Genomic DNA, 18,053 nt, shown 5'->3' with positions numbered 1-18,053 from the left:
AGGTTACGGTAACCGGCTGTTCACCCTGTATCTTAAGCAGATTGAAAACGAGTTTGGGTAGGTTCGCCTTGTCACAACAACGGGCAACGAGGAATTTCCCCGATGATCAACCTCCTGAAGCGCTTTCACAAGGATGAATCCGGCGCCACCGCCATCGAGTACGGCTTGATCGCTGCGCTCATCTCGATCGCCATCATCGGCGGCGCTCGCGCAATCGGCGGCGACTTGGCCGGCAAGTTCCAGACCATCTCGGACGAACTCAAGGGCACGCCCGCGGCTGAGGACGACGGCTGAGCCTCGCGAAATAGCAACAACATCAGGACCGCCTTCGGGCGGTCCTTTTGTTTATGGCAAAGGCCGCGAAATGCGGCCTTTGCTTTGTGCGAGGTCGGCGTCAGTAGCCGCCGCCACCGCCGCCATAGTAGCCGCCGCGGTCGTAATAGCGATCGTCCTGGCAGGGCGCCGTATAGACGCTGCCGTCCCGCCGCTGGTAGCGGCAATAGTCCTGGCCTCCGCGCTGGGGCGTGGTCGCCGTGCCGATGGCCGCTCCAAGCAGGGCGCCGCCCGCCGCGCCGGCCACCGTGCTCTTGGTATTGCCCCCCAGTGCCTGGCCAGCCAATGCGCCGACGCCGGCACCCACCAATGCGCTGGTGCCGGCACGTTGATTTTGCTCGCTCGTGGCGCAGCCAGCGACGGAAACCGCCAGAAGTGCTGAAACCGCTACTGCGGCCATACGGAATTTCATGATTTTGCCTCTCCTTTCGAAAATGAGGCGGCATCCTTGCTTGGCCAATGTGGTGGAAGCAAGATCGGCCGGCGAAATCGAAACGATTTCCGCAGCATGGAAGCCGACGTTGCACCGCTATTTTTTCGTGCGGCGGCGACCGCCCGGTCGAACCACCAGTTGAGGGCCGGTCTGGCCGCAGACCCGAAACGGCCGAGAAGGCCGATCCGCAAACCCGGGAAAGTTCGCACCGCGCGCCCGTTTTCGGTGCCGCTGGAAGGCAAGGTGATTGCCCGGCAATATGCCGGGCGCCTTGCCGTGACCGATGGCGTCTGGAACGCACCGAACGTCTTCTACAATGCCGACATCGCCTATGCGCGCCGCTTGCGGTTGCGGCGCCGCTTCAACGCGATCGCGAACGTCTTCGGCAGCGATGTCGCGCATTGGACCTATCCGATGCCGGTGAAGCTGAACAACGCCCGCAACATCTACACCATCCACGACCTCGTGCCGCTCCGGCTTCCCTTCGCCACGCTCGATCAGAAGAGGGTCTATTACCGGATGATCGAACGGCTCTGCCGGGAAGCGGACATGATCGTTACGGTTTCGGAAACCTCCCGGCGCGACATATTGAGTTTTTTCGACATCGCGCCCGAGAAAGTTGTCAACACCTATCAATCGGTCGAAATACCAAAGCGGTTTCTCGACATCGATGAACATGTGCTGAAGGAGGAACTGCTTGGCCTGCACGATGTGGCGTACAAGGGATATGTGCTCTTCTACGGCGCAGTGGAACCAAAGAAGAACCTGGCCCGGCTGATGGAAGCCTACATGTCGTCCGGTCTGGATATGCCGCTGTTGATTGTCGGCAAGGATGGATGGCTGTTCGAAAAGGACATGGAATTGCTCGATATGCCGAGCAATTGCTATGAGGTGGAGCGCGACGGCGTCACCACCCGCAGGCAGCGCATCCGCCGCATCGACTATGTATCGTTTCCGCAGCTGATCAATCTGGTTCGCGGTGCCCGTATGGTCGCCATGCCCTCTCTCTATGAAGGATTCGGATTGCCGATCGTCGAGGCGATGCTGTGCGGCACGCCGGTGATGACGGCCGACCTGGGCGCCACTTGCGAAGTGGCCGGCGATGCGGCGGTGCTGGTCGATCCTTACGACACGCGCGCCATTCGTGATGCCATGATCGCGCTTTGCCGCGACGACGAGCTATGCGCAACCATGACCGCAAAAGGTCGTGAGCGGGCGAAGGCGTTCAGCCCCGAATTGCATGCGGAAAGACTGAATGCGGTTTACATGCAGGCAACAAAGCCCTGACAATGCCGATGGAGGGCCGGGCGGAGATAAACCCGTCTCCCGGTCGCGAATTTTGCGCCGTCATGCAGGAAAGTGCTTGACCTATACTTGAAGTTCTTCGCGCAATGCAGCATAGCTGCGGCGGGGGCATGCGTTGAACGTTGAAACGAAGACGCTTTGTGGCTTGCGCATCTGGCGTGGCCAAACATTCGTCTGAGCCAGGCAAGCGCGCATATCGAAAGCGATGGCTCGTCTGCCATCGCCCGGATGTGGAACGTGCGCTGTCCCCGAGTCGAAGATGAAGGGGGCGCGGGTGAAACTTCTGAACATTGCCAAAAGGCGGGATGCGGGCGCTGATGTCGGCCGCCTTGTTGCTGCCGCCGATGAAGCGCGCGACGCCGGCGACTGGGCTGCTGCTGCGGAAAGATACGCCGCCGCCCTTGCCGTTGACGACAGCCTGGCGGGTATCTGGATTCAGAAGGGCCACGCGCTCAAGGAACAGGGCGACCTGACGGGGGCAGAGGAAAGCTATCGCGTCGCGCTGAAGCTGACACCCGGCGATGCCGATGGGCATCTCCAGCTTGGGCACGCCTTGAAGCTGCAGGGACGTGCCGGCGAAGCGGCGGACGCTTATCTGGCCTCGCTCGAACTTGCCCCGAATTCGCGCGAAGCGATGCGGGAACTGCTGGGTCTCGGCTATCAGAAGAGCGAGCTGCTGGAATTGACCTCGGCCAATTCCGATGTTGAGGGCGACGCCGCCAGCCGAATTCAGATCGCGTTCGACGTCAGTGACCTCATCGGCTATTTTTCCAACGTCAGGACCCCGACTGGCATACAACGGGTCCAGATCAATGTGATCACCTCGCTGCTGGCCGAGCATCATGCCGATCTGGATATCCGTATCATCTGCTATTCCGAGACGTCCGACTATTGGCGCGAAATTCCGTCGCAGCTTTTCGTAAAACTCTGCGCGCTGTCGAAGACCGGGGCAAGCACGGTCGATCTTGCCTGGCGCCGGATGATGAAGGATGTGAGAGACGAGATCGAGCTTGCCGACGACTTCGCCTTCGCCTGGGGTGCGCGAATCGTGAACATCGGCACGTCATGGTGGCTGAGGAACTACTTTCTGAACCTGCGCCATGCCAAGGCAAGGCATGGGATCGTCTATATCCCCTTCCTGCACGATTTCATTCCGCTGATCACGCCGGAGCACTGCGTCAAGGAATTGACGCAGGATTTCGTTTCCTGGTGCCTTGGCGTGTTCCAGCATGCCGATCACTACATTGCCAATTCGAATGCGACGGCGAGGGACCTGGCCCGCGTCGCCGGTGCGCTCGGCCACGAAAATCCCGCGCCGTCCGTGGTGCATCTCGACGGCGAACCGGAGACAAAGCCCGCCATCGTGCGCAAGGTCAGCGACCGTGTCGGTGCGGTCCTGGAAAGACCTTATGTGCTGTTCGTGTCCACGATCGAATCGCGCAAGAATCATCTGTTCGCCTTCAACGCATGGCTGCGGATGATTCGCGAGCGCGGTGAGGAGAATGTCCCGGACCTGGTTTGTGTCGGAAACCGGGGTTGGATGGTCGAGGCGGCGCTAGGGCGGCTGGCTTCCAGCGCGCGGCTGTCCAAGAAGGTAACGCTGCTGTCCGGTATCTCCGACGTCGATCTTGCGGCGCTCTACAGGAATTGCGAGTTCACGATCTATCCGAGCTCATATGAGGGCTGGGGCCTGCCGGTCACCGAATCGCTGTCGTTCGCCAAGGTGCCGGTGGTCACCGCCATATCCTCGCTTCCCGAAGCCGGCGGCGAATTTGCGGACTATTTCGAGCTCGGCTGGGAGGCGGATTTCATCGCCAAGGTCACCCGCCTGCTCGACGACGAGGAATATAGGCGCCAGCGCGAAAAGCATATCCGAGCGAATTTCCGTCCGCGCAAATGGTCGGCAATCGCCGGCGACATTCTCGCCGCGGTTCGTGCCTTGCCGGCCCCGGCAAAGCCGGCGGAAAGCAAGCAGCAACTCACCGTATGGCCGCTCGCGGCCAAGCCCGGCGAACTGCATCGGCTGTGCCGCTCCGAACGCGTTACCCTGGCGAACGGCGCTTCAAGCGGAGAAATGTTCAGGGCAGGGCGGGGCTGGAATTTCCCGGATGACTGGGGCTGCTGGATGCGCAACCCGAGCGGCGATATCGCTTTCTCCTTTCCCGACACGGGAAAGGGTGAGGGCAGGACCCTATTGATGTATATCGGCCTCAAGGGCCTGCCCGACGGAAGCGGAACGCTGACCTACGACATTCGTCAACTCGCCGGTGCGGAGCCTTTGGCGTGCGGAATGCTGGCCGCAGGCGGGAAAAAAGTATGCCGGTTGCGAATTCCTCTCTTACCCGGCGAGGACCATGTGCATTTGGTGCTGAGTTCGGATCTTGCCGTCGACCTTAGCGAAACCACGGACGGTGTGGACCGCCGCAAGGTCACACTCGGCGTCGAATGGTTCTATTTCTGTCTCGAGAGCGATGTTGAGGCGCGCCAGGATTTCATTGAGGCGCAAACGCTGAACGATATGAGCATTCTTGAGAAGGCCGTTCCAGCCAGCGTTTTTTAGAGCGTTTCGCGGTCAGATTGAAACGGTTCTGTTTGACCGATTTGCGAGCGATCCGCCAGGCGCCTGCCACCGAAAGGACGCAGGGGCTCGGAATTCGTTGCCGTGAAGCCTGTCCCTCAGGATAAGGAGACAGGTTCTACGAGGTGAGGCGCTCGATGACCGCGCCGCAGCCGGACAGTTTTTCCTCAAGCCGCTCGAAGCCGCGATCGAGGTGGTAGACCCGATTGACGACGGTGTCGCCCTCGGCGGCCAGCCCGGCGATCACCAGCGACACGGAAGCGCGCAAATCCGTCGCCATCACCTGTGCGCCCTTGAGTTTGGTGACACCCTCGACGATAGCCGTCTGGCCGGACAGCGTGATATGCGCGCCAAGTCGCGCCAGTTCCTGCACATGCATGAAGCGATTCTCGAAAATCGTTTCAGTGATCTTCGACCTGCCCCGTGCCATCGTCATCAATCCCATGATCTGGGCCTGGAGGTCGGTCGGAAAGCCGGGGAAGGGTTCGGTCACCACATCGACCGGGTCGATGCCGCTGCCGTTGCGCACGACGCGGATACCGGACGAGACCGGCACGATTTCGGCGCCGGTCCGGGCGATCACGTCGAGCGCGCCCTGAAGCAGTTCCGGCCGGGCGCCTTCAAGGACGACGTCGCCGCCGGTCATTGCCACCGCCATGGCGTAGGTGCCGGTCTCGATGCGGTCGGGTATGACCCGATGCTTCGCCCCCGAAAGCGAATCGACGCCGTCGATGGTGATCGTCGGCGTCCCCGCTCCTGAAATTTTCGCGCCCATGGCGATCAGGCATTCGGCGAGATTGACGATCTCGGGCTCGCAAGCTGCGTTCTCCAGCACTGTCTCGCCTCTCGCCAGGGAGGCCGCCATCAACAGCACATGGGTGGCGCCGACCGAGACCTTGGGAAAGACGTAGCGATTGCCGACAAGCCGGTTCTTCGCCTTGGCCAGGATATAGCCGCTGTCCACATCGATATCCGCGCCAAGCGCCTGCAAGCCTTCTATGAACAGGTCTACGGGGCGCGTACCGATGGCGCAGCCACCGGGAAGCGAGACCCTGGCCTCGCCCATCCTGGCAAGCAAGGGGCCGATGACCCAGAAGCTCGCGCGCATTTTCGAAACAAGCTCATAGGGCGCTGTCGTGTCGACGATATCGCGTGCCGAAAAATTGATGGTGCGCGAGTAACCCTCCTGCTGGCGTTCGCGCTTGCCATTGACGGAGTAGTCGACGCCGTGATTGCCGAGGATGCGTGTAAGCTGCTCGACATCGGCCAGGTGCGGCACGTTTTCGAGCGTCAGCGTTTCATCCGTGAGCAAGGATGCGATCATCAGCGGCAGCGCCGCGTTCTTCGCGCCCGAAATCGGGATGCGGCCCTCCAGATGATTGCCGCCGGAAATTCTTATGCGATCCATGAAAAAACACTTCCCCGGAAATGCCCGGATTGCCCCGCTGAGTTCGCGGTGGGTTTAAAGCATCGCGTGGTGCTGCACAAGAAACAGGATTTCGGCACGCTGTCTGACCCGCGGCCATCCCCAGCGCAGCCGCCACCTGTTCGCCATTCTCATTTTTTGGCGGCTTCGATGCCCTCGGGCCGGTTGTCGGCCTCGCCGGTTCGGCGCGCCCGCGCCTGTGCCTTCCGCTTCTGTAGATTGGCGCGCAACTGCTCGGCAAGGCGCGCCTTGCGGGCTTGCTTCTCGGCTGAATCCTGAGTGGTCTTCCTTGAATCCATCCGCTTGCCCGATCCGTCCCTTTGGATTGTGACGAGGCAGAAATAGATATCATTGTGGCGGCGCCGTGTCCGCAATCAACGTCAATACACAGCTTGCGCTTACCGCATTGATATGGCAGAAGTCCGCCGCATCCGGAAGCTGCGGTAGCTCAGTGGTAGAGCACTCCCTTGGTAAGGGAGAGGTCGAGAGTTCAATCCTCTCTCGCAGCACCAGGGATCTTCCGAAAATTTCGTAGTTCCCAGCGCCGCCAGCCATGCGGTCGTCAAACGATCGGCCATGTCTCGTGATGCTCCGTTATGCGTTTGGTCCCGCAAAGAGCCGACTACCGCACCAGCGTTCCGAAAACCGATTTCGATTTTCAGGCCGATGCGCTAGCTTCCCCGCGAACACGCGTGACGAGGGGAAACTCCACCAATGATGAAATCTCTGCGGGCGGTCCTGGCCGCCTCGGCGCTGGTCTCGACTGCGACATATGCCGACACTGCCGATCGGTCGATCATCGTGCTCGACGCCTCCGGCTCGATGTGGGGACAGATCGATGGCAAGCCCAAGCTAGAAATTGCGCGCGAGACGCTTAAAACCGTTCTCCAGACTGTACCAGTCGATATGGAACTCGGATTGATGGCCTATGGCCACCGGCAGAAGGGCGCATGCGACGACATAGAGCTTGTCGTACCGCCCGCCACCGGCACGTCCGGCTCGATCGCATCCGCGGTCGACGGCATGAATTTTCTCGGCAAGACGCCGCTTTCCGCAGCGGTGAAGCAGGCGGCCGAATCACTCAAATATACCGAGGACAAGGCGACAGTCGTTCTCATCACCGACGGGCTGGAAACCTGCAATGCCGATCCATGCGCAATCGGCAAGGAGCTCGAGCAGGCCGGCGTCGATTTCACCGCGCATGTCGTCGGCTTCGGCCTGACGGCGGAAGAAGGGCGGCAGGTGGCATGCCTCGCCGAAAACACCGGCGGGAAATACATCCAGGCCTCTGATGCCGGCGCGCTGAGAGACGCGCTGGTCGAAACTGTGGCGGCTGAACCTGAGCCCGCGCCGGAGCCGCAACCGCAGCCAACGCCGGCCGCGCCCGAATTCAATGTCGTGCCGACCTTGAAGCTTGCCGAGACGAGTTCTCCGCTGCCGGCGGACGCCGGCCAGAGCTGGCAGGTCTACAAGGCCAACGGAGACGGCAAACGCGGCGACCATCTGTCGACCGACTACGGTGACTGGAAGGGCAAGCTGGAGCCCGGCGACTACATTCTGGTCGGCAAGCTCGGCGAGGCCGAGGTCGAGCAGCGGCTGGCGATCGAAGCCGGCAAGATTTCAGAGCCTTCACTGGTGCTGAATGCCGGGACGGTGACGATCAAACCGCTGCCTGCCGCCGGTGAAGGTGCTGCTGATTCGGCCACGGTGTTTTTCGAGTATCCGGGTGGAAGCACCACCGAATATGGCCTGGCCAAGGTCGTGCTGCCGGCCGGCAAGCAGACGGTCAAGGTCAAGATCGGTTCCGCCGAGGTGAGCGAAAGTTTCGATCTGGCGCCCGGCCAGTCCATCGAGAAGGAAATCATCGCCGGTGTCGGCAGGGCTATCGTCAACGGATTCTATGCGACGGAGATGAAGATCGAGGCCGGAGGCCTCGACGCCAGGATATTCAAGGCGGCCAAGAAGATCGATGGTTCGCGCGAGCAGGTGACTTACGGCTACGGTCCCGACGAGAAATTCGATCTGCCGCCCGGCGAGTATGTCGCGGTCGTCAAGCTGGACCAGGCTGTCGCCGAACAGCCTTTTACGGTCAAGGTTGGCGAATCGGTGGAAGTGAACGCGGTGCTGAATGCGGGCATCCTTGCGATTTCCGCGCCGGGTGCGGAGCGCATCGAAGTGTTTTCGGCCCGGAAGGACATTCAGGGCGAACGAAAGAGCTTCGGCTACGCGTATGGCGACAGCCATCAGACCACCTTGCCAGTCGGCGATTACGTTGTTGTCGCGGATCGCGGCGATGATGGCGGCAACAAGGAAGAACCGGCGACAGTCAAGGCTGGCGAGCGGGTCGAACTTACGATTCCGTGAAAATAGCGCAGGCTTCGTTCACGCCATGCCGAACGCGCTTGCCCCCTGATCGGCGCGGCCGGCCATCTGGCGAAAGCCGGCGAACAATTCGCGGCCGAAGCCATACTCGTTGCCGCTGAGGTCGATCAGCGGCACCTTGCGAGCCTTCAGTTCCGCATCGGCCACCAGCACCTCAAGCGTGCCGTTATCGGCGTCGAGCCTTACGATATCGCCATCGCATATCTTGCCGATCGGCCCGCCTTCGAGCGCTTCCGGGGTTACATGGATCGCGGCGGGCACCTTGCCGGAGGCTCCCGACATGCGCCCGTCAGTGACCAGCGCCACCCGGTGGCCGCGGTCCTGCAGCACGCCGAGAATGGTGGTGAGCTTGTGCAGTTCCGGCATGCCGTTGGCGCGCGGACCCTGGAAGCGGACGACGGCGACGAAGTCGCGATCGAGCTCGCCCGCCTTGAAGGCGTCATGCAGCGCTTCCTGGCTGTCCAGCACCACGGCCGGCGCCTCGATCAGCCGGCGTTCGGGCTTGACGGCGGAGGTCTTGATGATCGCATGGCCGAGATTGCCGGTCAGGACCTTGAGGCCGCCGCTCGGCTGGAACGCTTTGGCATAGGGAACGAGCACCTTCTCGTCGCCGCTTGAAGCGGGCGCCGGATCGCGGGCCACGCTGCCATCGGCGGCAAGCTTCGCCTCGATCGCATAGGGATGAAGGCCATCGCCCCAGACGGTCTGAACGTCTTCATGCAGCAGGCCGGCATCGAGCAGTTCGCGAATCAGGAAGCCGAGCCCGCCAGCGGCGTGGAAATGGTTCACATCGGCGAGCCCGTTCGGATAGACGCGGGCCAGAAGCGGCGTCGCATCCGAGAGATCGGAAATATCCTGCCAGGTCAGCCTTATCCCGGCCGCCGCGGCAATGGCGATCAGGTGGATCGTGTGGTTGGTCGAACCGCCGGTGGCGTGAAGCCCGACAACGCCGTTGACGATCGACCGCTCGTCGATCATCCGCCCGACCGGCGTATAGGCATTGCCGAGGGCGGTGAGGCTGAGCGCGCGCTTGGCCGCTTCCCGGGTCAGCGCGTCTCGCAACGGCGTGCCGGGATTGACGAAGGAGGCGCCGGGCGTGTGCAGCCCCATGATCTCCATCAGCATCTGGTTGGAATTCGCCGTGCCGTAGAAGGTGCAGGTGCCGGGTCCGTGATAGGACTTCGATTCCGCTTCCAGCAACTCGGCGCGCCCCACCTTGCCCTCGGCGTAAAGCTGGCGAATCTTCGCCTTCTCGTCATTGGGCAGGCCAGAGGTCATCGGACCGGCCGGAATGAACACGCAAGGCAGGTGGCCGAAAGTGAGGGCCGCGATCATCAGGCCCGGCACGATCTTGTCGCAGACGCCAAGATACACCGCCGCATCGAACATGTTGTGCGAGAGACCGATGGCGGTGGCCATGGCGATGACATCGCGCGAGAACAGCGAAAGCTCCATGCCGGGCTGGCCCTGGGTTACGCCGTCGCACATGGCCGGCACGCCGCCCGCCACTTGCGCGGTGCCGTCCACTTCGCGCGCCGCTTCCTTGATCAGTTGCGGGTAGGTCTCGAACGGCTGATGCGCAGAAAGCATGTCGTTATAGGCGGTGATGATGCCGAGATTGGGCACCTTGTCGCCGCTGAGCGCGGCCTTATCCGCCGCAGAGCAGGCTGCAAAACCGTGGGCGAGGTTGCCGCAGGATAACACGGCGCGATTGGCGGTTCGGCTCGCGGCATCGGCAATGCGCTGCAGATAGATTTCCCGGGAGGCCTTCGAGCGCTCTCGAATACGATCGGTGATGGCTTCGATGTCTTTTCTCGCGCCCATGGCGGTCGCTCCTTGCAAGTTCACGTCGCGCAAAGCCGGGAGGAACTCAGGCGACAGAGGTGAAAACTATGGCGCCCAGAACACCTGTACTGGCGCAGGCGCGTGATCGAACACGGCGCGGACGGGCAGGCGCGCTGCCTGCCCCAAAGCGCTTTCCAGCACGGTGCGCTTCTCCTGTCCCTCGATATGCAAGGCAACGAAGCCTGCCTCGACGATGCGCGCGAGCGCCAATGTCAGACGCGGCTCAACGCCGCTCGGCGCATTGACTGCCAGCACCTTTGCGGGCGAGTTCGGATCAAGCAGCTCTTCCAGATTGTCAGCATCCGGAAAGAACGAGGCGGTGTGGCCGTCCGTTCCCATGCCGAGAACCGCCATGTCGAGCGGCAGCGCTTTGCTGATCGCGTCACTGGCGCGGCGGGCTGCTCCTGGCAGATCGCCCGGCGTATAGAGCCCGATGAATTTCGCTGCGGCCGCCTCGTTCCGCAAAAGAGTCTCAGTGACCAGCCCTTGATTGGAGCGCGGGGAATCCGGCGGCACGGCGCGCTCATCGACCAGCGTCACCGTCACCTTGCTCCAGTCGAGCTTTTCACGCGACAGGGCGTGGAAGAACAGGCGAGGGGTCGTGCCGCCCGAAACGGCGAGGCGCGCTTCGCCACGCTCGGCGATCGCGTCGCCAAGCAGGCTGGCAACCTTTCGGCCAAGCGCTGCCGCCAGTTCGCCGCGTGAGGCGAATTCGTGCCAGTCGCTTTGCGCCTCGTCCATCCGCTCAGCTTTCGTGCCAGGTCCGGCCGTCGCGTTCGATCAGCGCGATCGACGCTGAAGGTCCCCAGGTGCCGGCCGTATAGCCCTGCGTTTCCTGGCGGCTGTCGTCCCAGGCATTGTGGATCGGGTCGATCCAGGCCCAGGCGGCTTCCACTTCGTCGCGGCGCATGAACAGCGTCTGGTTGCCCCGGATCACGTCCATAATCAGCCGCTCGTAAGCGTCCGGATTCCGCTCCTGAAAGCTTTCGGCAAAGCTCATATCGAGCGGAACGTTGCGCAGCCGCATGCCCCCCGGTCCGGGATCCTTGATCATGATCCACTGCTTGACGCCCTCGTCCGGCTGCAGCCGGATGACAAGCTGGTTGGCGGTTATGTTGCCCGCACTCTCCTCGAAGATCGAATGCGGGATCGGCTTGAACTCGATGACGATCTCGGAAACCCGCGAGGCCAGCCGCTTGCCGGTGCGCAGGTAGAACGGCACGCCCGCCCAGCGCCAGTTGCCGATCTCGGCCTTGATGGCGACGAAGGTTTCGGTGCTGCTTTCGCCGTTTGCCAGTTCCTCGACATAGCCCTTGACCGGCCCGTTCGACGAGGCGCCGGCCCGGTATTGTCCGCGAACCGAGACCTTGGGCGCCTCGTTGCCGTTGATGCGTCTCAGCGAGCGCAGCACTTTCAGCTTCTCGTCGCGCACAGCATCCGCTTCCATTGAGGCGGGTGCCTCCATGGCGACAAGACAGAGCAGCTGCAGCATGTGGTTCTGCATCATGTCGCGCAGCGCGCCGGCCTTGTCGTAATAGGTGACCCGGTCCTCGAGGCCGACTGTTTCGGCAACCGTGATCTGCACATGGTCGATATGGGCCGAATTCCACAGTGGTTCATAGAGCGCATTGGCAAAGCGCAGCGCCATCAGGTTCTGCACCGTTTCCTTGCCGAGATAGTGGTCGATGCGGAAAATCTGCTGCTCGGAAAATACCTTGCCGATCTGGTCGTTCAGCTCACGCGCCGAGGCAAGGTCGCGCCCGATCGGCTTTTCCACGACGATGCGTGAATTCGCCGTGATCATCCCGTGCTCTTTAAGATTGGTCGAGATGCTGCCGAACAAGCTGGGCGCGACCGCGAGATAGAAGGCGCGTATGCTGTCGCTGCCATCCAGGGCCTTCTTGAGCCTGGCAAAGCCGTCGCCGGATACCGCATCGGCGGCGACGTAGGAAAGCCGCGCAAGGAAGCTGTCGAGCTGTGTAGCGGCGATCTCTTCCGGCTTCACATGGTCGCAAATCGCCGTGCGAGCGAAGTCGCGATACTCCTTGTCGGTCAGCTTGGCGCGAGAGGCGCCGATAATACGCGTCGGATCGGAAAACTGGCCGGCTTGCTGACGTTGGAACAGCGCCGGCAGCAGCTTGCGTTCCGCAAGGTCGCCGGTACCGCCGAAAATGATGAAATCGAAGGGTTCGACGGGAATGATCTGGCTGGTCATGGTCGTTCCGTTTTTTCGGCAGGCGCTGATTTTTACCGGTTTAATCTAATCGATTTAAATTTACCAGTGCCACAGTGCCACAGCTTCGACCTTGACACTGGTCCAACCCGCGCCTTCTGATTGAATGCAGGTTGTCTGTGTCAGGTTACATGGAAAAGACAGCTCCTTACCTAGACCTGTCGGGTCTGAAATCCAGAGGAGATTGGCAATGGGCACGCATCTTTCCGCGACGGTGACCGAGGGGCGGGCCTTCATGCAAGTGATCGATGGCAGGCAGGCCGACGCGCTCTCGGGCAAGCGCATCGACGTCTTCTGCCCCTCGGACGGAAAGGCGTTCGCATCTATCCCTGCCGCCGGCAGGTCCGACGTCGATCTCGCCGTCACAGCCGCACGGCGCGCCTTTGATGAAGGCCCATGGAGCCGGATGTCAGCCATCGAGCGCGGGCGCTGCCTGACCCGATTGTTCCAACTGGTTGAAAAGCATGGCGATGAACTCGCCGCATTGGAATCGCGCGACACCGGCAAGCCGATCCGCCAAGGCAAGGCGGATGTCCTTGGCGCCATGCGCTATTACGAGTTCTACGGCGGCGCTTGTGACAAGGTTCATGGCGACACCATTCCCTTTCTCGACGGCTATACGGCACTCACGCTGCGCGAGCCGCATGGCGTGGTCGCCGGCATCATTCCATGGAACTATCCGCTGCAGATATTGGGGCGTGTCGCCGGTGCAGCACTTGCCATGGGCAACACGCTGGTCGTCAAGCCTTCCGAGGACGCCTCGCTGACGTCCATTCGCATCGCCGAACTGGCGCTTGAAGCCGGCTTTCCCGAAGGTGTGTTCAACGTCGTTACCGGCTATGGCTCCGATGCCGGGGCGGCGCTATCGGCCCATCCGTTGGTGGACTACGTCACCTTCACCGGTTCGCCGCTGACCGGCACCGCAATCCAGCAGGCGGCAGCGCTCAATAATCGCGGCGTAACGATGGAACTGGGCGGCAAGTCGCCGCAAATCGTCTTTGCCGATGCCGATATCGATGCGGCTCTTCCGGTGCTGGTCAACGCCATCATCCAGAATGGCGGCCAGACCTGCTCGGCGGGCAGTCGCGTGCTGATCGAAAGGCCGATCTACGAGGAGGTGGCGTCGAAGCTTGCCGAGCGTTTCTCGAAGCTCGTTGCCGGGCCGCATGAGGCCGATCTCGATCTTGGAGCGCTGATCAACCCCAAGCAGCGGGAGCGCGTTAGGTCGATGGTTGCGGCGGCGCGCGAGGCGGGCGTGGCGGTTCTTGCCGAAGGGGCAATCCATCCTGATGCGCTGCGCGAAGGTTACTATCACCGGCCGGTGCTGTTCGGCTCGGTCGATCCGAGCGCCGAAATCGCCCGTGAGGAGGTTTTCGGACCGGTGCTGGCGCTGTTTCCCTTCGAAAGCGAGGAGGAGGCGGTGCGGCTTGCCAACGGCACCGAATTCGGCCTGGTTGCCGGCGTCTGGACGCGCGATGGCGCTCGCCAGCACCGGGTCGCCAAGCGGGTGCGTGCCGGGCAGGTTTTCGTCAATTCCTATGGTGCGGGCGGCGGCATCGAACTGCCCTTCGGCGGCTTCAAAAAATCCGGTCATGGCCGCGAGAAAGGATTCGAGGCGCTCTACGACATGTCCGCCACCAAGACCATCGTCTTCAACCATGGGTGAGCGGACGAAAGCGATGGCACGTCTGAAAGACAAGGTCGCGATCATCACCGGTGCTGCCTCCGGCTTCGGCGAGGGTATGGCGAAGCGCTTTGCGGAGGAGGGCGCCAGGCTTGTGGTGGCCGATATCAACGCCAAGGGTGCCGAGCGCGTAGCCGATGAAATCGGTGCGGCGGCTATACCCGTCACCACCGATGTGGCGTTGCGCTCGGAAATCGACGAACTGGTCGCGACGGCGGTGGCCGAGTTTGGCCGCATCGACGTCATGGTCAACAATGCCGGTTACACGCACCGCAATGGCGACCTGCTGGCAGTGGAGGAGGAGGTTTTCGACCTCATCACTGCTGTCAACATGAAGGCGATCTACCATGCGACGCGCGCCGTCGTGCCGATCATGGAGAGCCAGGGCGGCGGCTCCATCATCACCACCGCCTCGACCGCCGGCCTGCGGCCGCGCCCGGGCTTGACCTGGTACAACGCCTCCAAAGGCTGGGCGATCACAGCCACCAAATCCATGGCAGTGGAGCTTGCCCCGAAAAATATCCGGGTGAACTGCCTTTGTCCGGTTGCGGGCGACACAGGCATGCTGGCGCAGTTCATGGGGGATGACACGCCGGAACTGCGGGCGAAGTTTCGTGCTTCCATTCCGCTCGGGCGGCTGTCGACGCCGCTCGACATCGCCAACGCAGCACTCTGGCTCGCATCCGACGAGGCGGAATTCATCACCGGCATCGCACTCGAGGTCGACGGCGGACGCTGTATCTGAGCCTTTTCCCGCCGCGAGAGCGCCTGAGCCCTTCTCAATCCTGCGTTGCCATCTTTTAGCCCGAAATTCCTTCATTCTTTTTGCCGGGGCGGGTGGCACAGAGAGGGGACCCGCTCGTGATCCTGAAAAGGTGGAGGACGAGGCTGTCGTTCTGCGCCATCTTTTCCGCTTGTGTTCTTGCTGGTTGCACCACGCAAGGAGCAGACGGTCTGGTGGACAACGTCAAGACCTCGTCAATTGGCAAGACATCGTCCGTGAAGTCTTACGGCTATTCGGCAAAGGACAAGGAATGTCTGGCCCGTGCAATGTTTTTCGAATCCAACAGGTCCAGCCGCGAAGGCCTTGTCGCCGTTGGCACCGTGGTCATGAACCGGCTGCGGTCCGGTCGCTATGGCAACACGGTCTGCAGCGTCGTCGGCCAGAAAGGGCAGTTCGCGCCCGGCGTCTTGACAAGGCGCATGAATTCCAAGGCGCTTCCGGATGTCCAGAACGCCGCCGACGCGGTGCTGAAGGGTGAACGCCATCCCGGTGTGAAGAATGCCATGTTCTTCCACACGGCCGGGCTGCGTTTCCCGTACAAGAACATGCACTACGTTCTTGTCGCCGGAGGCAACGCTTTCTACGAGAAGCGCAGCAGGAAGCGTGTGCCGACGCCAGCGGTGGAGACCAAGGTCGCGGAGATCGATGCGCCGAAGGCACCGCTCTCATATGAGGCTGATCCGAAGGCCGTGGACGCCATCGGCGCGATGATTGCGAGTCAGATGCAGCCGCCGTCAGACTAGATGTGAGCTTTCAGGAGGTTGTCCATTCGGTTCGGTCCGGGAACTCTGAGGGTTGTCAAAGCTTCAGCGGTTCTCGGAGGAGCGAATGAACATCCACAGGAACGCCCGCTTGACGCCGTTGCTCCAGGGAAATGCGGAGAAGCGGTGCGATCAGCGCCCCCGCCGGTCAGATCAAAAATGCGTCATTCAAACTCCTGCATCAGGAGTTTGAATGACAAACCAAATCATTGGGAATCCCTTGCCGTCGCTTATTTGGCGGCCTGCTTCGCGGCTTCGATCCAACCGTCGAATTCCTGCTGGTGCGCCTTGATCCAGTCGCCGGCCTGGCGTTCGAGGTCGGCGGGCTTGTCCTCGCCTTTGTACATCTGCGCATTCTGGGCGAAAATGTCCTCGAGCGGGATGCTCATCACCTCGAACAGCTTCTTGGCGGCAGGATTTTCCTCCAGGAACTTGTCGTTTGCCACCACCTGGATATCGTTTGCCGGCCAACCCATCTGGCAGGGGTTGTTCGCACATCCCTTCACGTCGGGAATGGCGGTGTGCGCCTCCATTTCCTTCTGTTCGTCCGGGAGCGAGGGCTTGGAGACTTCCAGCCACACCACATCTTCGCCCGGCTTCAGCATGCCGACCGTCCAGTTGGGCGTCCAGGTGTAGAAGAAAATGGGCTGGCCCTGTTCGTAGCGGCTCACCGCATCCGCCATCGAGGCCGAATAGGCAGCTTGGATAGCGTTGACGGTATCGCCAAGCTCATATGCCTTCATCTGGTGGGTGATGGTCAGTTCGCAGCCCCAACCGGGAGGGCAGGCGACGAGATCGGCCTTGCCGTCGCCATTGCTGTCGAAAAGCTTGGCGATTTCGGGTTTCTTGAAGTCGTCGATCTTCTGGATGTTGTGGGCGTCCGCCGTCTTCTTGTCGATCAGGTAGCCCTGGAGCGCGCCACCCTTGGCCACATAGCCGACGGTGCTCGCCTTGCCCTTGAGATCTTCCAGATAGGTGTTGTGCAGCGGAAACCAGCCGCTTGCCCAAAAGTCCATGTCGCCTTGGGCGACCGCCTGGTAAAAGGGCGGATTGTCGAGCGCCGTCGGTCCCTCGACTTTATAGCCAAGCGTCTCCATCGCCTTCTTGTAAACCTGCGCCTGGAACCATTCGGTGTCCCAGGTGGGCTGACCCATCTTCACTGTCTTTCCTTCCCCGGGCAGCGACTGTGCCCAGAGCGGCGCGGTGCTCAGGGCCACCGCAGCCAGCGCTGACCCCAACCCGAAGAGAAATTTGCTTCCGGCCATTTCATGCTCTCCTTTCTCGCTGCGTTTCACGCAGTCCTGCTCCCAAAATTCATCGCTTATGCGGGTTCTTGCGCAGCCGCTGCTTCAGGCTTGCGCCCGCCGGCGGAGGGATTGGCAGCGCCTTTGCGCCGCCTGGCGCCATCGCCGTCGCCAAGCGCTTGTGTAATCCGATCGAGGATGATGGCCATCAACACGATGCCGAGACCACCGATGCCGGCATAGCCGACATCGAGCCTGCCAAGGCCCGTATAGACCGTCAGCCCGAGCCCGCCGGCGCCGATCAGCGCGCCGATCACCGCCATCGACAAAGCCAGCATCAGCGTCTGGTTGACGCCGGTCATGATGGTGCGCAGCGCCAGCGGCAGTTGGATTTCCCACAGGATCTGGCGCGGCGTCGAACCGAAGGCGCGGCCGGCCTCGACAAGCTCTTCCTGCACCTGGCGAATGCCGAGATTGGTTAGCCGCACCAGCGGCGGAAGCGCAAAGACGATCGTGGCGATTACCGCCGGCACCACGCCGACGCCGAACAGCATGACGATCGGAACCAGGTAGACGAAGGAGGGGATCGTCTGCATCACGTCAAGGATCGGCCGGACGATCGCCGCCGTGCGGTCGCTGCGGGCGGCCGCGATGCCGATGGGAATCCCTACGACGATGCAGAAGGCCACAGCCGTGACGATCATCGCCAGCGTGATCATCGTTTCCTGCCAGACGCCGATCCAGTCGAGCAGCAGCAGGGACAAAAATGTGAGGAGGGCAATGCCCCGCCCAGCCGTGCGCCATGCAGCCAGGACAGCCAGTATGACGATGACGGCGAAGGGGATCGCCAGAAGCAGTGACTGCAACCCGTCGAGAACCTGCGAGATCGGCCATTGCAGTGCCCGAAATATCGGCCGCAACGTGGGAACGAGCCAGTCCTTCACAATGGCCTCGATCCAGTCGTCGAGCGGCAGCACTCCGTAGTGGGAAGGCCGAGCGACGTCCGCGGCTGCTTGAAGGCGGTCCAGGGTTTGCGAAGGCATGG

The 18,053-nt window shown here is 61.9% G+C and carries 14 protein-coding genes, 1 tRNA gene and 1 pseudogene; 8 read left to right on the top strand and 8 right to left on the bottom strand.

Annotation, left to right across the window (positions count from 1 at the left end; all coding sequences use genetic code 11):
- Positions 1-102: 102 nt before the first annotated feature.
- Positions 103-294, top strand: a complete 192-nt coding sequence (locus ACLKMW_RS04950) for a Flp family type IVb pilin (RefSeq protein ID WP_415723283.1) — start codon at positions 103-105, stop codon at positions 292-294.
- A 100-nt stretch (positions 295-394) separates the two neighbouring features.
- Here the strand turns inward: ACLKMW_RS04950 and ACLKMW_RS04945 are convergent, their stop codons facing one another.
- Entirely contained in the window at positions 395-745 is a 351-nt protein-coding gene (locus ACLKMW_RS04945; RefSeq protein ID WP_415723282.1) for a glycine zipper 2TM domain-containing protein, read from the bottom strand.
- A 96-nt stretch (positions 746-841) separates the two neighbouring features.
- Between ACLKMW_RS04945 and ACLKMW_RS04940 the strand changes: the two genes are divergently transcribed.
- The gene (locus ACLKMW_RS04940) at positions 842-2,053 is read left to right on the top strand and encodes a glycosyltransferase family 4 protein (protein WP_415723281.1); all 1,212 of its coding nucleotides are present in this window, start codon (positions 842-844) and stop codon (positions 2,051-2,053) included.
- A gap of 292 nt (positions 2,054-2,345) precedes the next feature.
- A complete protein-coding gene (locus tag ACLKMW_RS04935) occupies positions 2,346-4,631 on the top strand; it encodes a glycosyltransferase family 4 protein (RefSeq protein WP_415723280.1) in 2,286 nt (761 codons plus the stop codon).
- A gap of 136 nt (positions 4,632-4,767) precedes the next feature.
- Here the strand turns inward: ACLKMW_RS04935 and murA are convergent, their stop codons facing one another.
- Both murA and ACLKMW_RS04925 read right to left on the bottom strand, forming a co-directional pair.
- Positions 4,768-6,057: a UDP-N-acetylglucosamine 1-carboxyvinyltransferase gene (gene murA / locus ACLKMW_RS04930; RefSeq protein ID WP_415723279.1), complete on the bottom strand. Its 1,290-nt coding sequence runs from the start codon at positions 6,055-6,057 to the stop codon at positions 4,768-4,770.
- 149 nt (positions 6,058-6,206) lie between these two features.
- Positions 6,207-6,374 carry a hypothetical protein gene (locus ACLKMW_RS04925; RefSeq protein WP_415723278.1) on the bottom strand — a complete coding sequence of 56 codons (168 nt, stop codon included), beginning with the start codon at positions 6,372-6,374 and terminating at the stop codon, positions 6,207-6,209.
- A 138-nt stretch (positions 6,375-6,512) separates the two neighbouring features.
- Here ACLKMW_RS04925 and ACLKMW_RS04920 point away from each other — a divergent pair.
- Both ACLKMW_RS04920 and ACLKMW_RS04915 read left to right on the top strand, forming a co-directional pair.
- A tRNA-Thr gene (locus ACLKMW_RS04920) sits at positions 6,513-6,587 on the top strand.
- A gap of 202 nt (positions 6,588-6,789) precedes the next feature.
- A complete protein-coding gene (locus tag ACLKMW_RS04915; protein ID WP_415723277.1) occupies positions 6,790-8,439 on the top strand; it encodes a vWA domain-containing protein in 1,650 nt (549 codons plus the stop codon).
- An 18-nt stretch (positions 8,440-8,457) separates the two neighbouring features.
- On the opposite strand, the gene edd is transcribed toward ACLKMW_RS04915, so the two are convergent.
- From edd to zwf, 3 genes are all read right to left on the bottom strand, one after another.
- Positions 8,458-10,281 carry a phosphogluconate dehydratase gene (gene edd, locus ACLKMW_RS04910; protein ID WP_415723276.1) on the bottom strand — a complete coding sequence of 608 codons (1,824 nt, stop codon included), beginning with the start codon at positions 10,279-10,281 and terminating at the stop codon, positions 8,458-8,460.
- A gap of 66 nt (positions 10,282-10,347) precedes the next feature.
- Entirely contained in the window at positions 10,348-11,043 is a 696-nt protein-coding gene (gene pgl, locus ACLKMW_RS04905; RefSeq protein ID WP_415723275.1) for a 6-phosphogluconolactonase, read from the bottom strand.
- A gap of 4 nt (positions 11,044-11,047) precedes the next feature.
- Positions 11,048-12,517: a glucose-6-phosphate dehydrogenase gene (zwf, locus tag ACLKMW_RS04900; protein WP_415723274.1), complete on the bottom strand. Its 1,470-nt coding sequence runs from the start codon at positions 12,515-12,517 to the stop codon at positions 11,048-11,050.
- A 208-nt stretch (positions 12,518-12,725) separates the two neighbouring features.
- Here zwf and ACLKMW_RS04895 point away from each other — a divergent pair, with 208 nt between their 5' ends.
- The 3 genes and pseudogenes from ACLKMW_RS04895 to ACLKMW_RS04885 all read left to right on the top strand — a co-directional run.
- On the top strand, positions 12,726-14,201 hold the full coding sequence (locus tag ACLKMW_RS04895) for an aldehyde dehydrogenase family protein (RefSeq protein WP_415723273.1): 1,476 nt from the start codon (positions 12,726-12,728) through the stop codon (positions 14,199-14,201).
- Between the two features lie 13 nt (positions 14,202-14,214).
- On the top strand, positions 14,215-14,964 hold the full coding sequence (locus tag ACLKMW_RS04890; RefSeq protein ID WP_415723272.1) for an SDR family oxidoreductase: 750 nt from the start codon (positions 14,215-14,217) through the stop codon (positions 14,962-14,964).
- A 116-nt stretch (positions 14,965-15,080) separates the two neighbouring features.
- Positions 15,081-15,603 (top strand): annotated as a pseudogene (locus ACLKMW_RS04885) (cell wall hydrolase); the annotation flags it as partial.
- A gap of 391 nt (positions 15,604-15,994) precedes the next feature.
- Here the strand turns inward: ACLKMW_RS04885 and proX are convergent.
- Together proX and ACLKMW_RS04875 are read right to left on the bottom strand one after the other, a co-directional pair.
- Positions 15,995-17,029 (bottom strand): glycine betaine/L-proline ABC transporter substrate-binding protein ProX, encoded by a 1,035-nt coding sequence (gene proX / locus ACLKMW_RS04880; protein WP_415723271.1) that lies wholly within the window; start codon positions 17,027-17,029, stop codon positions 15,995-15,997.
- Positions 17,030-17,085: 56 nt separating this feature from the next.
- Positions 17,086-18,051, bottom strand: a complete 966-nt coding sequence (locus tag ACLKMW_RS04875; protein ID WP_415723270.1) for an ABC transporter permease — start codon at positions 18,049-18,051, stop codon at positions 17,086-17,088.
- Positions 18,052-18,053 lie beyond the last annotated feature (2 nt).

The organism is Borborobacter xinjiangensis (genome assembly GCF_047739745.1).
In the GTDB taxonomy this organism is placed as follows: Bacteria; Pseudomonadota; Alphaproteobacteria; order Rhizobiales; family Rhizobiaceae; genus Pseudaminobacter.
Note: the sequence above shows the minus strand (reverse complement) of the source record. Positions and strands in the feature narration are given on the sequence as shown.